General features: G+C 72.4%; 19 protein-coding genes. 10 read left to right on the forward strand and 9 right to left on the reverse strand.

What is annotated here, in order from left to right:
• Positions 1-74 precede the first annotated feature (74 nt).
• From AAG895_RS03845 to AAG895_RS03855, 3 genes are all read right to left on the reverse strand, one after another.
• The gene (locus AAG895_RS03845) at positions 75-896 is read right to left on the reverse strand and encodes a hypothetical protein (RefSeq protein ID WP_345794236.1); all 822 of its coding nucleotides are present in this window, start codon (positions 894-896) and stop codon (positions 75-77) included.
• Between the two features lie 13 nt (positions 897-909).
• The gene (locus tag AAG895_RS03850; protein WP_345794237.1) at positions 910-1,782 is read right to left on the reverse strand and encodes a hypothetical protein; all 873 of its coding nucleotides are present in this window, start codon (positions 1,780-1,782) and stop codon (positions 910-912) included.
• 225 nt (positions 1,783-2,007) lie between these two features.
• Complete coding sequence (locus AAG895_RS03855) at positions 2,008-2,184, reverse strand: hypothetical protein (protein ID WP_345794238.1); 177 nt, start codon at positions 2,182-2,184, stop codon at positions 2,008-2,010.
• Positions 2,185-2,379: 195 nt separating this feature from the next.
• On the opposite strand from AAG895_RS03855, the gene AAG895_RS03860 reads away from it, so the two are divergent.
• From AAG895_RS03860 to AAG895_RS03880, 5 genes are all read left to right on the forward strand, one after another.
• Complete coding sequence (locus AAG895_RS03860) at positions 2,380-2,901, forward strand: DUF3617 domain-containing protein (RefSeq protein WP_345794239.1); 522 nt, start codon at positions 2,380-2,382, stop codon at positions 2,899-2,901.
• A 73-nt stretch (positions 2,902-2,974) separates the two neighbouring features.
• On the forward strand, positions 2,975-3,343 hold the full coding sequence (locus tag AAG895_RS03865; protein WP_345794240.1) for a zinc ribbon domain-containing protein: 369 nt from the start codon (positions 2,975-2,977) through the stop codon (positions 3,341-3,343).
• Between the two features lie 15 nt (positions 3,344-3,358).
• A complete protein-coding gene (locus tag AAG895_RS03870) occupies positions 3,359-4,366 on the forward strand; it encodes a TIR domain-containing protein (RefSeq protein WP_345794241.1) in 1,008 nt (335 codons plus the stop codon).
• A 195-nt stretch (positions 4,367-4,561) separates the two neighbouring features.
• Positions 4,562-4,837 (forward strand): hypothetical protein, encoded by a 276-nt coding sequence (locus tag AAG895_RS03875; RefSeq protein WP_345794242.1) that lies wholly within the window; start codon positions 4,562-4,564, stop codon positions 4,835-4,837.
• Positions 4,838-4,993: 156 nt separating this feature from the next.
• A complete protein-coding gene (locus tag AAG895_RS03880) occupies positions 4,994-5,269 on the forward strand; it encodes a hypothetical protein (RefSeq protein ID WP_345794243.1) in 276 nt (91 codons plus the stop codon).
• 47 nt (positions 5,270-5,316) lie between these two features.
• On the opposite strand, the gene AAG895_RS03885 is transcribed toward AAG895_RS03880, so the two are convergent.
• Genes AAG895_RS03885 through AAG895_RS03895 form a run of 3 tightly spaced genes read right to left on the reverse strand, consistent with a single transcriptional unit; the run spans position 5,317 to position 8,583 of the window.
• A complete protein-coding gene (locus AAG895_RS03885) occupies positions 5,317-6,177 on the reverse strand; it encodes a spermidine synthase-like protein (RefSeq protein ID WP_345794244.1) in 861 nt (286 codons plus the stop codon).
• 44 nt (positions 6,178-6,221) lie between these two features.
• Complete coding sequence (locus AAG895_RS03890; RefSeq protein ID WP_345794245.1) at positions 6,222-7,913, reverse strand: AarF/UbiB family protein; 1,692 nt, start codon at positions 7,911-7,913, stop codon at positions 6,222-6,224.
• A 4-nt stretch (positions 7,914-7,917) separates the two neighbouring features.
• On the reverse strand, positions 7,918-8,583 hold the full coding sequence (locus AAG895_RS03895) for a DUF6781 family protein (RefSeq protein ID WP_345794246.1): 666 nt from the start codon (positions 8,581-8,583) through the stop codon (positions 7,918-7,920).
• A gap of 177 nt (positions 8,584-8,760) precedes the next feature.
• On the opposite strand from AAG895_RS03895, the gene AAG895_RS03900 reads away from it, so the two are divergent.
• From AAG895_RS03900 to AAG895_RS03910, 3 genes are all read left to right on the forward strand, one after another.
• Positions 8,761-9,627: a peptidoglycan DD-metalloendopeptidase family protein gene (locus AAG895_RS03900; protein ID WP_345794247.1), complete on the forward strand. Its 867-nt coding sequence runs from the start codon at positions 8,761-8,763 to the stop codon at positions 9,625-9,627.
• 104 nt (positions 9,628-9,731) lie between these two features.
• Positions 9,732-12,689: an ATP-binding protein gene (locus tag AAG895_RS03905; protein WP_345794248.1), complete on the forward strand. Its 2,958-nt coding sequence runs from the start codon at positions 9,732-9,734 to the stop codon at positions 12,687-12,689.
• A 166-nt stretch (positions 12,690-12,855) separates the two neighbouring features.
• Positions 12,856-14,712, forward strand: coding sequence for a caspase family protein (locus AAG895_RS03910; RefSeq protein WP_345794249.1), 1,857 nt, complete (start codon positions 12,856-12,858; stop codon positions 14,710-14,712).
• Between the two features lie 9 nt (positions 14,713-14,721).
• Here AAG895_RS03910 and AAG895_RS03915 read toward each other — a convergent pair whose 3' ends face one another.
• The 3 genes from AAG895_RS03915 to AAG895_RS03925 all read right to left on the reverse strand — a co-directional run bounded on the left by AAG895_RS03915 (position 14,722) and on the right by AAG895_RS03925 (position 17,007).
• Entirely contained in the window at positions 14,722-15,699 is a 978-nt protein-coding gene (locus AAG895_RS03915; RefSeq protein WP_345794250.1) for an ankyrin repeat domain-containing protein, read from the reverse strand.
• A gap of 60 nt (positions 15,700-15,759) precedes the next feature.
• The gene (locus AAG895_RS03920) at positions 15,760-16,065 is read right to left on the reverse strand and encodes a monooxygenase (RefSeq protein ID WP_345794251.1); all 306 of its coding nucleotides are present in this window, start codon (positions 16,063-16,065) and stop codon (positions 15,760-15,762) included.
• A 108-nt stretch (positions 16,066-16,173) separates the two neighbouring features.
• A complete protein-coding gene (locus AAG895_RS03925; RefSeq protein WP_345794252.1) occupies positions 16,174-17,007 on the reverse strand; it encodes an SAM-dependent methyltransferase in 834 nt (277 codons plus the stop codon).
• A 193-nt stretch (positions 17,008-17,200) separates the two neighbouring features.
• Here AAG895_RS03925 and AAG895_RS03930 point away from each other — a divergent pair, with 193 nt between their 5' ends.
• Together AAG895_RS03930 and AAG895_RS03935 are read left to right on the forward strand one after the other, a co-directional pair.
• Positions 17,201-18,049 carry a hypothetical protein gene (locus tag AAG895_RS03930; protein ID WP_345794253.1) on the forward strand — a complete coding sequence of 283 codons (849 nt, stop codon included), beginning with the start codon at positions 17,201-17,203 and terminating at the stop codon, positions 18,047-18,049.
• A 1-nt stretch (position 18,050) separates the two neighbouring features.
• Positions 18,051-18,941: a toll/interleukin-1 receptor domain-containing protein gene (locus tag AAG895_RS03935; RefSeq protein WP_345794254.1), complete on the forward strand. Its 891-nt coding sequence runs from the start codon at positions 18,051-18,053 to the stop codon at positions 18,939-18,941.
• Positions 18,942-18,956 lie beyond the last annotated feature (15 nt).

The following is an 18,956-nucleotide window of genomic DNA, read 5'->3' on the forward strand; positions in this document are numbered from 1 at the left end:
CGCCGCGAAATGCCGCGCGCGTCGGACGCGAATGATACGCCCGGTCCGCTGCAAGCGTCGGCCGCATCGCGGCTTCAGGCGCGCCGCCGCATCGGTCCGTTGGCGGCCTCGGCGCCCGCTCGAGCGTCGCGGTGGAGGAGGCCGAGCGCCCCCAGCCTGGCGAGGCTCCAGCCTTGTCCGAGCAGGATCATGCGCGTGCCGAGGTGGTCGCGCTGCGCGGCGGGGGGCGCGCAGCCCAGGTCGTACATGCACCTGTCGCGCAGGGCCACGTAGCGCAGCGCATGACGCCGGCCGAGCGCCTGCCACAGGGCATGGGCGCCGACCGACTGGCGGGCGCCGCTGACCAGGAAGAAGGGTGTGCCGTCCGCGCCCTGCAGGCCGTCGCAGCCCGCCAGGGCGAGCTCATAGACGGCGGTGGCAATGCCGCGGCCCTGGTAGGCGGGGGCGTACTTGGAGTGCGGCGCGCGCGCGTGGCGGTCGGCGCGGCGATCGACCTCGATCAGGCGGTTGAACACCGTGTAGCCGGCGAGGCGGGCGTTGGCCACGTCCTCGACGTAGATGTAATGCTCGCCGTCCGCCTCGCGGTGACGGAACGCCAGGCCGGGGAAGCGAGCCGGGCAGGGCGAGGGCAGCGCCGTGCACCGCGACAGGGCGTCGTCCGGGTCGTGCAGGCGACCGTGCAGGGCGTCGAGTTCGGTCTCGATGGATTGCGGCGGGTGCTGAACGTCGATGCGCAGCTCGAGCCGGGGTGGGTCGAGCAGGCGCGCGACGCAGGCCTCGAACCGCTCGCGCAGGCGGCGCAGCGGCGGCGGTTGCGGGAAGGCAAGGGCCGAGCGCGGCGACGGGGTCAGCGGCGGCAGGGCTGGCGGCAGGGCGAGCGGCAGGGCGAGCGTCATGGCGGGATCCCCTTCAGCACGCGGCCGGGCCGGCCCACCAGCCGCTCATCAGGCCGGCGGGCTTGTGCGGCGCGCTGACGCGGGCGCTGGCTTCCCAGGCTTCCATATGCACGCCGAGCCCGGCGAACACGCCATAGCCGGCGCCGGCCGCGATGCCCTCGCCGGCGTGCAGGCCCTCGCCGACGCGGATCGCGCCGCCGGCGGCGATCAGACCGCCGGCCTTGATGCCCCAGCCGGCCTCGAGGTGGAGGTCGGCCCGGATCGAGCCGCCCGCGGTGATGCCCTGCTCGGCGCGCAGGCCCTCGGCGGCGACGATGTCGCCGCCCACCTGCAGGCTCTTGGCGCAGCGCAGCTCGCTGCCGGCGTCGAGCTCGAGGCCGACGAAGGCGTTGCCGCCCAGGTGCAGGCGGCCGTCGCAGCGCAGCGCCCAGCCGGCGCGCAGGTCGCCCGCGCAGCGCAGCTCGCCGGCGCATTCGACGCCCCAGCCGGCGCGCAGGTCGCCGCCGATGTCGATGCGGCCCGTGACGCGGACCTTGCCCTCGGTACGCAGATCCTCGCCGACGATCAGATCGCCGCCGACGCGCAGCCCGCCGCCGGCGTGCAGCGCCCGGCCGACGCGGACGATGCCCTCGACGTCGATGCCGCCGCGCACCCGCAGCGTGCCGGAGAACACGATCGCCTCGGCGTCGATCGCGTCCACCTCGCGCACCTCGTCGGTGGGGCCGAACTGCTCGAGCAGCCAGCAGGCGTCGCCGACGCGGCCCGCGGCGACCATCCGGTCGAGCAGCTCCTGGTAGTGGCCGCCGTCGTTGAACTGGCGCACGAACCAGCGGAATCCATCGGTGCAGGGCCGCTTCGCCCTGACGAAACTGCGTGTGAGAACCATGACATCACCCCTCGTACGAGCGCGCCGCGGCGAACGGGGCGCGGCGCTTCGGAAGCAGCTCGGGCGGGGTTTGATGCGAACGCGCGATCCCTGCAAAGGGCTTGTGGCCCGACCGCGGCTGCGGTCCTGGATCGGCGGAAGACTGGATCGTCCCGCGTCGGCTGCACGTTGAACAGGACACGCGTCATGCGCGTCCTGGGCAAGTGCCGTGCGGGGTGGCGGGGCTCAGCCCCGGGCCGGATCCCGCACGGCCTGGGAAAGCACGGCGGGTGACCCTGTGACCTTGAAGGCGAGCTGAGTCGCCAGATCGCGCAGCGGCGAGCCGTCGCAACCGATGCCGCGCACGCGACCGCCCACGCGCAGCGGCGCGTGATGGCAGGCGGGACGACGGGCAGCGGACATGGGCGGGCGCGTGGGAGATCGGAGAAGGGCCGGGATTATAGGCCAGTTCGCCGCCCAGGGTGCCGGCAAGTGCGCCGCTCGGCACGCCCGCAGCGCTGCGCGCCTGCAACGCCTGCTTGCACAACGCGGCGGAACGGCGCGCGGTGGGCGGCGATAATTGCACTTCGCCGAACCGACACTCCACAGGATGCCGCCATGAACTTCCGTCGATCCGCCGCGCTCGTGCTGGCGCTCGCCAGCCTCCCGCTCTCCGCGCACGCCGTGCAGAACATCCGCCCCGGCCTGTGGGAGTTCCGCTCCACCCACCTGAGCCTGGGCGGCCTGCCCGACATGTCGTCGCAGATGGCGCAGCTGCAGCAGCAGCTCAAGAACCTGCCGCCCGACACCCGCCGCATGATCGAGCAGCAGATGGCGCAGCGCGGCGTGAGCCTGGGCCAGGACGGCAGCGCGCGCAGCTGCATCACGCCCGAGCAGGCGCGCCAGGACAACATCTTTTCGGGCAAGGTCGAGGGCAACTGCACGCTGACCGACGTGGTCAAGGCGGGCAACACGGTCACCGGGCGGCTCAGCTGCACGGGGCCGGACGCGAGCGGCCAGTTCAGGGCGCAGATCGACAGCCCCGAGCGCTTCACCACGCGGGTGACGATGCGTTCCACGCGCGGCGACCTCGACGTCGAGACCGCCGGACGCTGGCTGGCGGCGGACTGCGGCAGCTGATTGCGGCAGCGCGGGCTCATCGGCCGGGCTCCTTGCCTATACTGGAGCAGACCCCCGAGCGGAGGAGGCGATCATGTTCTGTCCCGAGTGCGGCAAGGAGAACGAGGCGGGCGCGCGCTTCTGCGGCCACTGCGGCGCGACGCTCGCCCAGCCGGTGAACGCCCCCGCTCCCGAACGCAAGCCCGTTCCGGAGCCGCCCGCCACGCCGGCCGAGCCGATCCACGTCGTCGATCTGACCCGCGCCGAAGCCGGCGTGTCGGCCGGCCTCAAGTGGGGGGTGATCGCCGCCAGCGTGGTGTTCCCGGTTGTCGGCCTGGGCATGGGCCTGTACTACTGGATGCGCGCCGAGTCGCCCGAGAAGCTGGCGGCCGGCAAGACCTGGTTCTTCGTCGCCCTCGGCATCACGGTGTTCTACCTCTCGCTCGGTACCGAGCAGTACTGACGGCCCCTGCACATCATGAACGACGCTCCCCTCGCCACGGTCGAGCTGACCCGCCCGCGCGCGGCGGTCAAAGTGCTGCGCAGCTACAGCGTGCTCATCGACGGCCGCAAGATCGACAGTCTCGAGGCCGGGGCGACCCGGCGCTACGCCCTGCCGGCCGGATCGCACGAGATCGGCGTGTCGATGGACTTCTACAAGAGCCCGCCGCTGACGCTCGCGCTGCGCGCAGGCGAGACCGTGTGCCTCGAGTGCGGCGAGAAGGCGCCCCTGCTCGGCCCGGGCGGACTGTCGCTGCGCGGGCTGGGCAATGCGTTCGGCTCGATGCTGTCGCCGAACGACTACTTCTATCTGCGCGTCATCGGTCCGGAAGCGACCGAGGCGCCGGCGGTCCCAGCCGCGCCCGCGCCCGAAGCGGCGAGCCGCATCGCATCCGCGCCGCGCGTGCAGGCGGGCATCGAGCCGATGATCTTCCTCTCCTACCGCCGCGACGACACCGAGCACATCACCGGCCGCATCCGCGACCGGCTCGGCATGCACTTCGGTGATCACGCCGTCTTTCGCGATGTCGACTCGATTCCCGCCGGCATGGACTTCGTGCGCAAGGTGGAGGAGACGATCCGGGCCGCGCGCGTACTGGTGGCGATCATCGGACCGCAGTGGGCCGACGCCACCGACCGCCAGGGCCGCCGCCGCCTCGACCAGGCCGACGATCCGGTGCGCTTCGAGCTCGAGACCGCGCTCGGCCTCGAGCTGCCGTTGGTGCCGGTGCTCGTCAGGCAGGCCAGGATGCCCGCGCGCGAGGAGTTGCCCGCCTCGCTTGCCGCGCTGTCCTCGATCAATGCCGTGATCATTCCGCCCGAGCCCTATTTCGCCGAAGGGGTCAAGCGCCTGGCGGGGGCGATCGAGGCGCTCATCACCCCCGCGGCGGCGGTCGTGCCGGCAGCGCCACGGTTCTGCGTCGCCTGCGGGCATCGGCTGGCGCCCGGACAGGCCTTCTGCACGCTCTGCGGACAGCGCGCCTGAGCGTGCTCGCTGCGCCGAACTTGTCGCCCAGCGTGACGGATTCGGCGCCCGACCGCCTTTGGACGATGACCCGCCGCGACTTTCTGGCGATCATGCGAGCGTGTGTCCTCGCCCCTGCCGCAATGGCCAGGGAGGACGTCGGAATCATCGGGTGGGCGTGCGCCCAGCCCCCCGCCCAGCGCCCGCGGAATTGCCATGAAAAGCCATCTTGCCGAAGACATCCGGATCGCCCATCCGCGCTTTCACCATTCGACCCGCGAGGGCTTGTACTGCCCGATCGCGTTCATGTTCGTCACCGCGCACATGTGCGACGACATCCTGGCCGAGCGCCAGATGCTGCTCGCGTCGCTGCCGCCGGCCCTGCACGAGCGCCAGCTGCGCCTGTTCGCGCGCTACGACCCGGCGGTGAGCGCGTCCGCCTTCAAGCGGCTGCTGCAGGTCTATGTCCACCCGGAGTGCGGTTCGCGCTGAACCTGCAGGCAGGCGGTGGGCGCTGCACGCGGCGGGGAATCTTTCTCCGCGGAGGCCGGTCTGTTCAGGCGAACAGGCCGGAGGAGGGCGAGGCGATCATGCTTATGTCACATCTTCGGTGTATAAAGACGCGTTTTCCATGCCGTCCGCGGAGCCATGAAGAGTCACCTCGCAGAACACATCCAGATCGCCCATCCCCGTTTTCACCATCCGCTCGGCGACGGGCTATACAGCCCGATCGCCTTCATGTTCGTGACGCCGCGCATGCGTGACGACATCCTCGACGAGCGCGAGATGCTGCTTTCGGCGCAGCCCGCCGCGCTGCACGAGCGCCAGCAGAAGCTGTTCGCCAGCTACGAGCCCGGAGTCAGCGCCGAGGCCTTCAAGCAGCTCCTGCGCCTCTACGGCTACCCGTTCTCCAACCGGCGCTGAGCCGGCGCCGCCTGCGCCAACGCTGGCGGCCCTTGTCATGTTCGTGGTCAGCGCGCCAGGCGCTGGGCGTGCCCCTGCCGTTCGCCGGCCTCGAGCTGCTGCGCGAAGGCGGGGAAGTCCAGCCCGAGACGCGCCTGCAGCGCCAGCGCCTGGCTGCGCAGCCAGTGCCAGCGCGGCGCGAAGGCCGGGTCGCGGAAGGCGAACAGGATGTGGTTGCCGTCCTCGCGCACCGGGATCGCGATCACGCGCTCGTCGAACACTTCCAGCAGGCGGGCCACGTGCGGTGCGTAGCCCGCGCGCGCGCCGGCCACGTTCATGACCAGCACGCCCCGCCCGCCCAGGTGGCGGCGGGCGTGTTCGTAGAAATCCGCTTCGAGTAGTGCGCCGGCCACCCCGTCGGCACCGAAGGCGTCGACCAGCAGCAGGTCGCAGCGCGTCTGCGCCGCCGCGATCCACTGCACGCCGTCGCCCGCCACGACGCGAAAGCGTGCGTCGTCGGGCGGCACGCCGAAGTGCTCGCGCAGCGCGATCACGTGCGGGTCGATCTCGAGCGCGGTGAGCTCGGCCGCGGGCAGGTGGCGGTGGCAGAAGCTGGCCAGCGAGCCGCCACCCAGCCCGAGCATGGTGATCCGCCGCGGGCGCGGGTTGAACAGCAGGCAGGCCATCATGCGCTGGGCGTAGGCGAGCGCCAGCAGCGCCGGGTGGTCGATGACCATCACGCTCTGCACGAAACCGAGACTGAAATGCAGTGCGCGCAGGCCACCGTTCTCGAGCACGAAGGGCTTGTCGTAGCGGCCCGCGAGCAGGCGTGCGGCGAGCGCGGCGGCGTCGCTGTCCGGCGGCTCGAGCAGGCGGACGAGGCCGGGCTCGGCGGGGAAGGGGCTGGGCAGCTCGAACAGGTGTTTCATGCCATGGCTAGGCTCTGCATCGGCGAACGAGGGCGGCGCCGGCTTCAGCGCCGTCCGCTGCGCCAGATCGACACCAGCACCCACAGCCCGCCCCCCACCGCGCCGAGGAAGCCGAGCAGGCCGAAGGTACGCAGGCTCGCCAGCCCGGGGTCGCGCACCACCGCCATCAGGATCGCGGTGCCGATGATCAGCGCCGCGGTGACGATGCCGAGCGTCATGCGGCTGATCGCGCGGTCGAGCTGGTCCGCCGTGCGCTTGAGCGAGAGCACGTCAACCTGGATCTGCAGCTTGCCGCGGCGGCCGGCGCGCAGCAGGTCGCGCAGGTCCTGGGGCAGACCGGTGACGAGATCGAGCGTACTGCCCAGGCCGCGCCAGCCGCGGCGGGCGAGGGCGGCGGGGGCGTGGTGGGCGGCGAGCACCTGCTCGAGCAGCGGCTGTACCTCGCCGGCGAGGTCGAAGTCGGGGTCGAGCTGGCGGCCGAGGCCCTCCAGCGTGATGAAGGCCTTGATCAGCAGCGCGAGATCGGGCGGCAGCGCCAGGCCGTGCTCGCGCAGCAGCGCCATCAGGTCGGACAGCATGGCGGTGAGGTCGAGGCGCTTGAGCGGCACGCCCTTGTACTGGTCGACGAAGGCCTCGATGTCGCGGCGCAGGCGCTCGGGCGAGGTGTCGGGGTCGCCCTCGTCGCCGCTGCGCCACTCCTGCATCACGTCTGCGACGGTCGCGGCGTCGCCCGATACGAGGCCGAGCAGCATCACCGCGACCTCGTGGCGGCGCGCCTCGGACAGCCGTCCGACCATGCCGAAGTCGATCAGTGCGACGCGGTTGGCGGGCAGGTAGAACACGTTGCCGGGGTGCGGGTCGGCGTGGAACAGGCCGTCTTCCAGCATCATCTTCAGCACCGCGGCGGCGCCGCTGCGCGCGAGCGCCTTGCGGTCGAGGCCTGCGGCGTCGACCAGGTCGAGGCGGCGGCCGGGGATGCCGTCGACGTAGTCCTGCACGTTGAGGCGCTCGCCGCACCACGCCCAGTGGATGGCGGGAATGACGATGTCCGCGTGGCTGGCGAGGTTGCCGGCGATGCGCTCGGCGTTGCGGCACTCGGCGGCGAAGTCGAGCTCGCGGCGCAGCGACAGGGTGAATTCGCGCACCACCTCGCGTGGGCGGTAGCGGCGAAGGTCGGGGGCTTCGGCGTCGATCAGCTCGGCCAGCCGCGCGAGCAGGTTGAGGTCGGCCTCGACCTGCGGGCGGATGCCCGGGCGGCGCACCTTGAGCACCACCTCGCGGCCGTTGGCCAGGCGCGCACGATGCACCTGGGCGAGCGATGCGGCTGCGATCGGTACCGTCTGCAGGTCGGCGAAAACGGTCTCGGGTGCCGCGCCGAGGTCCTCGGCGAGCTGCGCGTGGATGCCGTCCCAGGGCGCCGCGGGTGCGGCGTCCTGCAGCTTGCCGAACTCGGCGATCCAGTCGGGCGGGAACAGGTCCACCCGGGTGGCGAGGAGCTGGCCGAGCTTGATGAAGGTGGGGCCGAGCTCTTCCAGCGTACGGCGGATGCGCTCGGGCGGCTCCATGTGGGCGAGCGCTTCGGGTGCGCGCCAGTGCAGGGCCTTGCCGGCGCGTTCGAGCGCGTTGCCGAGGCCGACGCGGCGCACGAGGTCGCTGAAACCGTAGCGCACGAGCACGCTGGCGATCTCGTGCGCGCGGGCGAGGTCGCGTGCCGCGCCGATGGCCTCCCAGAGCATCGAATCAGTCTTTGTCTTCGTCGCGCGCGGTGCCGGGCCCGGATGGGTGCAGGCGGTCGGCGACCCCGCGCAGCATGCCGGCGGCGAGGCTGGCAAGGAGCTCGGTCTGGTTGCGCAGGGTCTGCATCCCGCCCTCGACCTGGGACCACGCCAGGCTGCTGCTGGCGCGTGCCAGCTCGGCGATCGCGTCGCGCACGCGCGCGCCGGAGGCGGTGCCGCTGTGGCGCATGTGCTCGGCGAGCTCGGTCAGGGTGTCGCGGGCCTGGCCGCTGGTCTTGCGCGCGGCGTCGCCGAGGGCGCCGATGAAATCGCTTTCCAGGGTGGAGAAGGGCTCCAGCGTCTGGCGCAGGCCTTCGCGCGTGAACTCCGCGCTGCGCCCGACCGCCTCCTGCATGGCGAGCTGGGTCGCCTGCGCGGCGCTCGCCATTGCCTGGTCGAGGCCGTGCATCGCCTCCCTGAAGGCGGCGCTGCGCTCGGCGTCGACCGGCATCGCGCCGCGCTGGGCGCCCTCGAGCACGGCATTCATCACGTCGCGCAGCGCCTTGCCGTCGAGGCGGCCCTCGGTCAGCGCGGCGAGGGTGATCGTACGCACGCGCTCGGCGATGGATGCGGTGTCGGCGCCGACGGCGGCCTCCACGTCGCGTTCGATCTTGCGGGTGTCCAGGCTCATGTTCGGTCTCCAGTGCGGGTTCGGCGGGGCGGAAACGAAGGCTTCCTTCAGTCTATTGAGGGCGGAGGCGGAAACACAAGCGCGGTCTTCCGCCCGCCCACGCGGTGTGGCGCGTCCGGTACCATCCACGGCGCGTGTGCGCCCGCGGCGCAGCCCACTCCGGGGAGTCCGATCGAGATGTACCGTTTGTTCAAGACCTCGCACCGGCGTTGCGCAATTGCGGCAGCGCTCGCTCTTCTCGCCTGGCTTGCCGCGTTGCCCGCGGCCGCGGGCGAACTGCCGCGCGCGCGCAGCGTGCCGGGCGGGGTCGCCGTGGTCGAGCTCGGTCCGGCGCTGGTGGCGCCGCGGGCGAGCGTGGACGGGGTGCCGGTACTGGTGAGCGGGCGGCCCGGCGGCTGGGTCGCGGTGGTGGGCATCCCGCTCGAGGCCGCAGCCGGCGCGCTGTACCTGGACGTGCGCGGCGAGGATGCGCCGCCGCGGCGGCTCGAGGTCGCCGTGGCGCCGGTACGCTATGCCGAGCAGCGCCTCCGGGTGGCTCCCGGCAAGGTCGACCTGTCGCCCGAGGATCTTGCCCGCCACGAGCGTGAGCGCCTGCGCTCGGCCGAGGTGATCTCGACCTGGAGTGCGCGCGAACCCGCCACCCTGCGCATGCTGCAGCCGGTGCCCGGGCGGCGCTCGGGTTCCTTCGGCCTGCGCCGGGTGTTCAACGAGCAGCCGCGCAAGCCGCACAGCGGCATGGACATCGCCGCGCCCACCGGGACCCCGGTGGTGGCGGCAGCTGCGGGCCGGGTGATCGACACCGGCGACTACTTCTTCAACGGCAACACCGTGTGGCTGGATCACGGCAGCGGGCTGCTCAGCATGTACTGCCACCTGTCCGCGATCGATGTTCGGCCCGGCGAGGAGGTTGCTGCGGGCGCGCGCATCGGCGCGGTCGGTGCCACCGGGCGTGTCACCGGGCCACACCTGCACTGGTCGGTGATGCTCAACCGCACGATGGTGGACCCGGCGCTGTTCCTCGCCGACGCCGGCCGCGCGCGCTGAATGCGCTACGCTTGCGGCATCGCAGCCGTCGAGCATCCCGTTCTCCCTGCCGACTTTCTCGATACGCCTGTTCCGCTGCGGCGGCGAGCGCGTACACTTCCGTCATGAATCACGCCCCAGACGCCGCCGCCCCGAGCGAGCGTGCCCGCCGCCATGCCGCGCTCCGCTTCGCCTTTCCGCTCATCGCCCTCACCCTGCTCATCGGCGCGGTGGGCGCATTCGGCTACCGCGCGCTGAGCGAGGAGATCCGCCGCGAGACGCAGCGCACGCTCGCCGTCATCGCCGAGCAGAAGCGCCAGCAGATCGAGGGCTGGCTCCACGAAGCGCGGGTGGACGCGGAGATGTACTTCTCCGGGCACTCGCAGCTCGAAGCGGTGTTCGAGCAGTGGCTCGATGACGGCCGCCGCGATGCCGCCGCGCTCGCGCGCATGCGCGCGCTCGTCGAGGAACTCGCCCGCCTGCGCGGCTGGGAGAGCGTCGCGCTGGTGGACGCCGGAGGCGCGCCCGCGCTCGCGATCGGCAGCGCCGACCTTTCCGTCCATGCCGCGTTGATCGCGGACGTGCTGCGCCGGCCGCGCGTCGAACTGGTCGACCTGCACCAGGACGCGCAGGGCGGCATCCACTTCGGCGTGCTCGCCCCGGTGGGGGCGCCGGCGCGCGGCGTCGCCTATCTCATCTGGCGCGCCGAAGCGCAGCTCTATCCGATGGTGGAGGCGTGGCCGGTGCCCACGCGCAGCGCCGAGACCTATCTCGTGCGCCGCGATGGCGACGGCGTGCGCTTCCTGACTCCGCTGCGCCATCACGCCGACGCCGCGCTCCGGCTCCTGCGGCCGCTCGACACGCCCGACCTGCCCGCCGCGCGCGCCGTGCTCGGCGAGCGCGGCATCCTTGCCGGCGGTCGCGACTATCGCAGCGTGCCGGTGCTGGCCTACGCGGCCGCGGTCGAGGGCACGCCCTGGCTCATGCTCGCCGAGATCGACGAGCGCGAGGCCTATTCCGGCATCCGTACGCTGACCTGGGGCATGGGTGTGGTGATGCTGCTCGGACTGACGCTGGTGTACTCGGCCGGCTACCTGATGTGGCGGCGCGACCGCGAGCAGCGCGAACTCGCCGCGCTGCAGGCGCGCCAGGCGGCCGAGGCGCGCTTTCGCGTCATCTTCGAGCAGGCCCCGCTCGGGGTCGTGCTGCTCGACCCGCGCACGCGGCGGATCACCGAGGCCAACAGCCGCTTCGCCGAGATCGTCGGACGCCGTGCCGAGGCGCTCGTCGGCGTCGACCCGATCCAGCTCACCCATGCCGAAGACGTTGCCGAGAGCCAGCGCCAGCTCGCCCGCCTCGACGCCGGGCGGATCGCCGGCTACCGTCTCAACAAGCGCTACCTGCGCCCGGATGGCACGCCGGTGTGGGTGAGCCTGGCCTTCGCGCCGGTGCAGGTCGCCTCCGAGGATGCGCCGCGCTACCTCGGCATCGTCGAGGACATCTCCGCGCGCATGGAAATGGAGGACCGCCTGCGCCAGGCCTCGGCAGAAGCCGCCGCAGCCAACGCCGCCAAGAGCGAATTCCTCGCCCACATGAGCCACGAGATCCGTACGCCGATGAACGCGGTGCTCGGTCTCGCCCAGGTGCTCGAGCGCGAGCCGCTTGCGCCCAACCAGCGTGACATGGTCGAGCGCATCCGCAGCGCCGGCCAGTCCCTGCTCGCGATCCTCAACGACGTACTCGACCTGTCGAAGATCGAGGCCGGGCAGCTGCGCATCGAGCCGCGCCCCTTCGACCTGCGCGCCGTGCTCGCCAATCTGGAAAGCCTGATGGGACAGAGCGCACACGCCAAGGGCCTCGCCCTGCGCGTCGAGGCCCAGGCGCTGCCGCCCGGCCTGCTGCTCGGCGACGGGCTGCGCATCGAGCAGCTGCTGTTCAACCTCGTCGGCAACGCGATCAAGTTCACCGAGCGCGGCGAGGTGGCGCTGCGGGTACGCACCGATCCCCTTGCCGATGGCGGCCTGCGCCTGCGCGTGGAGGTGCGCGACACCGGCATCGGCATCTCGCCGGAGGCGCTGGCGCGGCTGTTCACCCCCTTCACCCAGGCCGACGCCGGCATCGGCCGGCGTTTCGGCGGCACCGGGCTGGGATTGTCGATCTGCAAGCGCCTGGTCGAGCTGATGGGTGGCACCATCGGTGCGCAGAGCCAGCCCGGCTTGGGCAGCCTGTTCTGGTTCGAGCTTCCGCTCGAGCCGGCCGCGGGCGAGGCGGTGGCGCGGGCGGCGCCTTCCGCACCCGCGCAGCACGGACCGCGGCTGAGCGGCGCCCATGTCCTGGTGGTCGACGACAGCGCGATGAACCGCGACCTCGTCGAGCGCGCGCTCGCGCTGGAGGGGGCCACCGCCACGCTCGCCGCCGACGGCCAGCAGGCGCTCGAGCTGCTCAAGAGCCGGGCGCAGGCCTTCGACGCGGTGCTCATGGACGTGCAGATGCCGGTACTCGACGGCCTCGGCGCCACCCGCCGCATCCGTGAGGAGCTCGGTCTGGTGGCGCTGCCCGTGATCGCCTTCACCGCCGGAGTGCGCGACGAACAGCAGGCCGCGGCGCGTGCCGCAGGTGCCGACGACGTGCTGCCCAAGCCGATGGACCTCGAGCAGATGACGCAGCTGCTGCTGCGCTGGATCGGCCCGCGGCCGCCGTCCGCCGCAGCGACGACTGCCGCCCCCGCCACGGCGGACGACGACTTCCCGACGCTGCCCGGCATCGACCGTGCGCGCGCGATCCAGCGTCTCGGCAAGGATCGAGCGATGTTCCTCGGCCTGCTCGAGCTCTTCATCGAGGACAACGCCGACGTGGTCGCGCACGCACGCGAGGACCTCGCGCGCGGCGACGCGGACGCCGCCGCCCGCCGCATGCACACGCTGCGCAGCAACGCCGGCTTCATCTGCGCGCTCGCCATCATGGACGCCGCGGGTGCGCTGGAGAAGGCGATCGAGGCGCACGAGGCGGGCGTGGACGCCGCGCTCGATGCGCTTGCCGGCGACATCGCGGCGCTCGTCGCCGCCGGTCGCGCGCTGGGCTGAGGCCCGCCTGGGGAGCCCGCGCGGCCGACGTGGACACGGTCGGGCGGCCTGCCTATCCTGAATTGGAACGCGACCCGCCAGCCCCCGGCGCGGTCCGGGTTTGCCCGGGCCGGCGCGCCGCTGCCCCGGGTGCCCGCCGCTGCCGCACCGCACCCAGGAGACTGCCATGACCGCCGCGCGCATCACCCCCGCCGAACTCAACCAGAAGCTGGCCGACCTCTCCGTGCCCGAGAGTGCGCTCGCGGATTACTTCATCGTCGATGACGCGCAGTCGGGGCTCTTCCACCCGAAGCTGCAGCTCAACCCCGACACCGTCGCGCTGCCCGCCGACCCCGCCGAGGCGCGCGCGCGCAGCGAGGCGGCGATGAACTTCGCCAACGGCATCGCGCGCATGCGCCGGCGCGTGCGCTTCGACCGCATGCTCGCCGATGGCTACAAGGGGCCGGTGCTGGTGTCCGAGGGCGACTCCTGGTTCCAGTACCCGATCAAGCTCGAGGACACCATCGACCACCTGTACGCGAAGGGCTTCGCGGTGCGCAGCCTGGACGCGGCCGGCGACACGCTCGAGAACATGCTCAAGGATCACGAGTACGTCGACGCGATCGGCGAGAGCAAGGCCTCGATCTTCCTGCTCTCGGCGGGCGGCAACGACGCGCTCGGCGGCGGCAACCTGCGCGCCCACCTGCGCGATTTCGACCCCGCGCTGTCGCCCGCCGCGCACGTGCTGCCGAGTTTCGAGCAACTGCTCGACCATGCGCTGGCGATGTACGAGCGCGTGCTGCGCGACGTCGAGGCGCTGCCCGGCGTGGTGACGATCTGCCACGGCTACGACTACGTGATTCCCAACGCCGGCAAGTGGCTGGGCAAGCCGATGCTCGCGCGCGGCATCAAGGACGGCGCGGTGCAGCGCGGCATCGCCGCGCACATGATCGACCGCTTCAACGAGCGCCTGCGCCAGCTCGTCGCCCGCTTCGGCGTGCGCGCGATCCATGTCGATGCGCGCGGCGCGGTGGGCAACACGCTCGCGGTCTGGCACGACGAGCTGCATCCGAAGAACCCCGGCTACGGCCGCGTCGCCGACCGCTTCGAGAAGGCCATCCAGGCGGTCGCCGGACGCACGCAGGCGCCGCGTAGCCGCGGCACCGGCAAGAAGGCGGCCGCGCCGGCCGCTGCGCCCGCCCGCCGCGGCTGGTCGGTGCACATCGGCCTCAACAAGGTCGATGCCGGGCACTACGGCGGCGACGCCGAGCTCTTCGGCTGCCACTTCGACGCCGAGGACATGGAGCGCATCGCGGGCGAGCGCGGCTTCGAGCAGCGCACCGTGCTGCTCGACGAGCAGGCCACGCGCGAGGCGGTGAAGAAGGCGCTCACCGCCGCCGCAGCCAAGCTCAAGGCCGGCGACGTGTTCCTGCTCACCTACGCCGGCCACGGCAGCCAGGTGCCCGACTTCAACGCCGACGAGGACGACGGCGCCGACGAGACCCTGTGCCTCTACGACGGCATGCTGATCGACGACGAGCTCTACGAGCTGTGGTCGAAGTTCGCCGACGACGTGCGCATCGTGATGATCTCCGACAGCTGCCACAGCGGGACGGTGTCGCGCGCCGGGCGCACCGGCCAGCCCGCCGCCGGCGGCGCCGCGCCCGCCGTGCGCACCCGCCTGCTGCCGCTGTCGCTGGCAATGAAGACCTTCCGCACCCATCGCGACTTCTACACCGCGCTCGGACGCCAGCATCGCGGCCCGGACGAGCGCATCCTGACGCGCGAGCTCGACATGCCCTTGCGCTGCCCGGTGCTGTTGCTCGCGGGCTGCCAGGACAATCAGGAATCGCAGGACGGCGTCGGCAACGGCCGCTTCACCCAGGAGCTGCTGCGGGTGTGGGACGAGGGGCGCTACGACGGCGACTGGGAGACGATGGTGCGGCGCATCGTCGCCAACATGCCACCCAGCCAGACGCCGCGCCTGACGCTGATCGGACGCAGCCCGGAGACGCTGGCAGCGGAGCGGCCGTTCAGCATCTGAGCACGCCGCTCAGGCTTGCGGTTCGTCGCGCTGCAGGGGGGCGTCGCCGCGCCGCTCCATGCGGACGGCGATCGCGATGCGCTCGCGGATGCGCGGATCGCGCGCCCGCGCGGCGATCTCGGCGAGCGTCGTGCCGTTCTGCATGGTGACGGCGGTCGATGCACCGGCATCGAGCAAGTGGTTGATGATCTGCCAGTGGCCGTTGGCGACGGCCTTGAGCAAGGCGGTGGAGCCGTCGGTGGCGACCAGGTTCACCCGCGCCTTGTGCTGCAGCAGCAGCGCGACGAGCTCGCCATGGCCGCGCGCGGCGGCCTGCAGCAGCGGGGTGATGCCCGCGAGGCTGGTGGCGTTGACCTCGGCGCCCTTGCGCAGCAGCAGCGCCGCCACCCTCAGGAAGCCGTTTACGGTTCCCCAGTGCAGCGGCGTGTAACCGTCCGCGTCCTGCGCGTGCACGCTCGCGCCGAGCTTGATGAGCTCGAGCGCGAGGGTCTCGCGGCCGTTGAAGGAGGCGACCATCAGCGGCGTCCATTCGCGGCTGTCGCGCGCGTTGACGTCGAAGCCCGCATGCAGGAAGAGTCGTGCCACGTGCTCGTCGCCCGACTCGACCGCGCGCACGAAGCCCGCCATCGTGCGCGGGATGTTGAGGCGTTCCAGCTCGGCCACGGCGCGCTCGAAGTCCCAGGGGTCGGATGCTGGCGCGCTGGCGGCTGCGGCGTGCTCCTGCTCCTGGGGCTTGATCGGGCCGATGCGGTCGTAGGCCAGGCTCAGGGCAAGGATCTCGGCCCCGACCTCGGGCGGGAAGCCACGCCGCCCGGGACGCTTGGAGACCATCAGCTCGGAGAAGTACTCGGTGAGCGCCTCGGGGTCGTTCCACAAGGCGTCGAGCTGGCGTACGACGTGGGGAAAGCCTTCGGCCAGCTTGTGCGGGAATTTCTCCGCATGCGTCGAGGCGAGCAGGAAAGAGAGGGGGGCTGGTGTATCGCTCATGTGCTCGGCGAGCGGCCGCACCGCTCGCCCTCCATCATCGGCGGGCGCCCGCAGGGGCGCTCAGGACAGCGGGGCGCGATCGATCCGCGACAGCGGCAGGTTGACCTCGAACAGCTTGGCATTGACCGCGGCGATGCCGAAGCCGAGCAGGCGCGCGCGGTGCATGGCGAGGTAGGCCTCGGCGCTGGCGCGGTCGGCGAACAGGTAGATGCCCCCGGCCTCGCCGGCCTCGCGGTTCTCGGTCCAGATCTTCCACTGCAGGCCGGGCTCGGCGGCGATCGAGGTGGCGAGCGCCTCCATGCCGGCGGCCATGTCCTCGCCCCAGGGGCCGGAGAAGGGGAAGTCGATCTGCAGCAGTACCGCCATGTTGGTCTCCAGGGAGTGAGGTCTGCGCCGCAGCCCGGGATCCGGCGGGCGAGCGGCCGTTTCAGTCTAGCAGCTCGATCGATCGCTGCAGCGGGAGCGGCGCGGCGTTCAGGTGGTGAAGAAGCGCTCGCTCAGCTCTTCCAGGCCGAGGCTGTGCAGCAACGCGGCGACGCGCTCGGCGGCGCGCCGGCGCGGGCGGTCGGGCTGGTGGCGGGCGATGATGAGCTCGTTCTTCATCGAGTGCTCCCAGCCCACGAGCTCGGTCACGGTGACCTCGTAGCCGTGGGCCTCGAGCTGCAGGCAGCGCAGCACGTTGGTGACGTGGCTGCCGAACTCGCGGGTGTGGATCGGGTGGCGCCACAGCTCGGCGAGCGGCTCGCGCAGCGCCTGCTGCTTGTGCTTGCGCAGCACCGCCGCGACCTCCGCCTGGCAGCAGGGCACCAGCACGATCGCGCGCGCGCCCTTCTTCAGCGCGAAGCGGATGGCGTCGTCGGTGGCGGTGTTGCAGGCGTGCAGCGCGGTGACGATGTCGATGCGCGCGGGCAGGCGGTCGGAGCTGATCGAGTCGGCGACCGAGAGGTTCTGGAAGCGCATGCCGGCGGAAAAGCCCAGCTTGTCGGCGAGCCGGCGCGAGCTCATCACCAGCTCGTCGCGGGTCTCGATGCCGTGGATGCGGCCGGCGGGCGCGCGCGTCTTGAAGAACAGGTCGTGGAGGATGAAGCCGAGGTAGGACTTGCCGGCACCGTGGTCGACGAGCTCGATGTCCGGGTGCTCGGCGAGCGCAGCCTCGAGCAGCGGCTCGATGAACTGGTACAGGTGATAGACCTGCTTCAACTTGCGCCGGCTGTCCTGGTTGAGCTTGCCGTCGCGGGTCAGGATGTGAAGCTGCTTGAGCAACTCGATCGATTGCCCGGGGCGGATTTCGGGATGTGGGGCGTTCATGGCGTGGCACGGGCCGGAAAGGCGGGAAGGGCGCCAATGTACTCCCCGCGCAGGGCGTCACCAAGCCCGGGCGCTGCGCCACGGCGCAGCCCTGACGTGCGATCGGGGTCATACTATGGCCGGGATTGACGGCAGGGCGCGGGCGTCCGGTGCGGCGCGCACCCGCGTGCAGTGAAGTTCGGGAGGGGCGGAGATGAGAAGCTGGATCCAGGAGCGGGCGGGACGTTTGCTGCTGTGCGTGCTAGTGCTGATGGGCGCGGCAGGCTGCCACAAGGCGGAGCCGCCGGTCGGCAGCGCGCCGCCGGACAACCCACCGGTCACGGCGGAGCCGCCGCCGGCTCCGGCGCCCGCTCCCGTGCAACCCGCGCCACCGCCACCTCCACCCCCGTCGCCCGTGCTGCCGCCGCCGTCCGCCAACGGTGGCGACCGCCCGGTCGCCTCGGCGCTGCCGGACTTTCCCTGGCCGCCGCCGCGCTATTCCGCCTTCGAGGTGCTCGCGCGCGACTGGCTCGCGCCCGGGGCGGACGCGCGCCTGGGCGCCGCCGCAGCGCGCCTCGAGGCCGCCTTCGACGCCGCCGGCTACGTCGAGCGCAGCTACTATCGCGTGCCGGGCGGCTTCGCCCTCGCCTCGCGCGCCGAGCAGATCCACGCCGACGCCAGCCCCTACCCGGCCCCCGAGCGCTGGAGCGTCGACCCCGAGGGTGCCGGCAGGAGCTTCGCCGACCGGCTGCGCGCGCTGTTCAACGCGCCGCCGGGGCATTACCGGGTGATCGTGTTCGTCGTCACCGACCAGGACTTCGCCGCCGCGCCGCGCTCGGCCCCCGAGGCCGAGGCGCGCGCCTGGGTGAGCGGCGGCGGCCTGCGCCTGCCGTCCGCGATCGCCGCGCAGCCTTTCACCGCCGCGCACTACGCCAGCGCGCTGATCTACGAGTTCGAGCGCCGCAGCGAGCGCGCACCGGCCGACGTGCGCGTGCCGAGCGCCGCGCCCGGCCGGGTGCATCTGGAAAAGGGCGGCCTGTGGCAGGCGCTGGCGGCGAACTGAGATGCTGAGCGAGGACGATTTTCACCGCCTTGCCGCGGTGCGCAGGCTGGGCCTGGTGTCGATGCTGCTGGCGGTGGCCTGCCTGCTCGGCACCGCCGGGGCGCTGATGCTGCTGCCCTACGCCGGCGCGGCCGGGCAGGCGATCGTGGGTGGGGCCGGCCTGGCGGTGGCCGGCGTGGCCTTCGCGTTCGGACGCATGATCAGTCTGCGCCGGCCGGGCGCGCGCCGCGTCGGCTTCGCGGCGGTCGGGCTGGCGGCCGCGTCGGCGGTGCTGTTCGCCCTGCTCGCGGTGGCGAGGCCGGAGGCGGCGGGCTACTTCCTGGCCTGGCTGGTGGTCCACCTCGCCTACGCGGGTTTTGCGCTCCATCGCCTGGTGCGCTGGCCGAGCGGCGAGCTCGCCGACGAGCCGCCGGTCGCGCTCGGCATCTTCATCTCCTACCGGCGCGACGACAGCCGCGAGACGGTGGGGCGGCTGCATGACGCGCTCAGTCGCGGTTTCGATCCCGCGCGCATCTTCCTCGACGTCGCCGGCCAGGTGCCCGGCGAGGATTACCGCAGCGTGATCGGTCGCGCACTCGACGCCGCCGAGGTGGTGCTGGTCGTCATCGGCCCGCGCTGGCTCGACATCACCGATGCGCAGGGTCGGCGCCGCCTGGACGACCCCGAGGACATGGTGCGGATCGAGGTCGAGTCGGCCCTGCAGCGCGGCAAGCAGGTGATCCCGGTGCTGGTGCAGGGCGCGGCGATGCCGGCCGACGAGGCGCTGCCCGCCGCGCTGGCGCCGCTCGCCTTTCGCATGGCTTCGCCGCTGCGTCCCGACCCCGACTTCCGCGCCGACCTGCTGCGCCTGGTCGACGCCCTGCGCACGCATGCGGAAGGCCATGCCGACTGAACTGCGCCCCGCCGG

This window comes from Thauera sp. JM12B12 (assembly GCF_039614725.1).
GTDB lineage: Bacteria > Pseudomonadota > Gammaproteobacteria > Burkholderiales > Rhodocyclaceae > Thauera.

What these genes read in the sequence shown, in the direction of transcription:
- AAG895_RS03920 (WP_345794251.1), bottom strand. Translation starts at nt 16,065, where the DNA reads ATGGCGGTACTGCTGCAGATCGACTTCCCCTTCTCCGGCCCCTGGGGC.
- AAG895_RS03895 (WP_345794246.1), bottom strand. Translation starts at nt 8,583, where the DNA reads ATGAGCCTGGACACCCGCAAGATCGAACGCGACGTGGAGGCCGCCGTC.
- AAG895_RS03860 (WP_345794239.1), top strand. Translation starts at nt 2,380, where the DNA reads ATGAACTTCCGTCGATCCGCCGCGCTCGTGCTGGCGCTCGCCAGCCTC.
- AAG895_RS03925 (WP_345794252.1), bottom strand. Translation starts at nt 17,007, where the DNA reads ATGAACGCCCCACATCCCGAAATCCGCCCCGGGCAATCGATCGAGTTG.
- AAG895_RS03900 (WP_345794247.1), top strand. Translation starts at nt 8,761, where the DNA reads ATGTACCGTTTGTTCAAGACCTCGCACCGGCGTTGCGCAATTGCGGCA.
- AAG895_RS03905 (WP_345794248.1), top strand. Translation starts at nt 9,732, where the DNA reads ATGAATCACGCCCCAGACGCCGCCGCCCCGAGCGAGCGTGCCCGCCGC.
- AAG895_RS03875 (WP_345794242.1), top strand. Translation starts at nt 4,562, where the DNA reads ATGAAAAGCCATCTTGCCGAAGACATCCGGATCGCCCATCCGCGCTTT.
- AAG895_RS03865 (WP_345794240.1), top strand. Translation starts at nt 2,975, where the DNA reads ATGTTCTGTCCCGAGTGCGGCAAGGAGAACGAGGCGGGCGCGCGCTTC.
- AAG895_RS03910 (WP_345794249.1), top strand. Translation starts at nt 12,856, where the DNA reads ATGACCGCCGCGCGCATCACCCCCGCCGAACTCAACCAGAAGCTGGCC.
- AAG895_RS03855 (WP_345794238.1), bottom strand. Translation starts at nt 2,184, where the DNA reads ATGTCCGCTGCCCGTCGTCCCGCCTGCCATCACGCGCCGCTGCGCGTG.
- AAG895_RS03935 (WP_345794254.1), top strand. Translation starts at nt 18,051, where the DNA reads ATGCTGAGCGAGGACGATTTTCACCGCCTTGCCGCGGTGCGCAGGCTG.
- AAG895_RS03845 (WP_345794236.1), bottom strand. Translation starts at nt 896, where the DNA reads ATGACGCTCGCCCTGCCGCTCGCCCTGCCGCCAGCCCTGCCGCCGCTG.
- AAG895_RS03850 (WP_345794237.1), bottom strand. Translation starts at nt 1,782, where the DNA reads ATGGTTCTCACACGCAGTTTCGTCAGGGCGAAGCGGCCCTGCACCGAT.
- AAG895_RS03890 (WP_345794245.1), bottom strand. Translation starts at nt 7,913, where the DNA reads ATGCTCTGGGAGGCCATCGGCGCGGCACGCGACCTCGCCCGCGCGCAC.
- AAG895_RS03870 (WP_345794241.1), top strand. Translation starts at nt 3,359, where the DNA reads ATGAACGACGCTCCCCTCGCCACGGTCGAGCTGACCCGCCCGCGCGCG.
- AAG895_RS03880 (WP_345794243.1), top strand. Translation starts at nt 4,994, where the DNA reads ATGAAGAGTCACCTCGCAGAACACATCCAGATCGCCCATCCCCGTTTT.
- AAG895_RS03915 (WP_345794250.1), bottom strand. Translation starts at nt 15,699, where the DNA reads ATGAGCGATACACCAGCCCCCCTCTCTTTCCTGCTCGCCTCGACGCAT.
- AAG895_RS03885 (WP_345794244.1), bottom strand. Translation starts at nt 6,177, where the DNA reads ATGAAACACCTGTTCGAGCTGCCCAGCCCCTTCCCCGCCGAGCCCGGC.
- AAG895_RS03930 (WP_345794253.1), top strand. Translation starts at nt 17,201, where the DNA reads ATGAGAAGCTGGATCCAGGAGCGGGCGGGACGTTTGCTGCTGTGCGTG.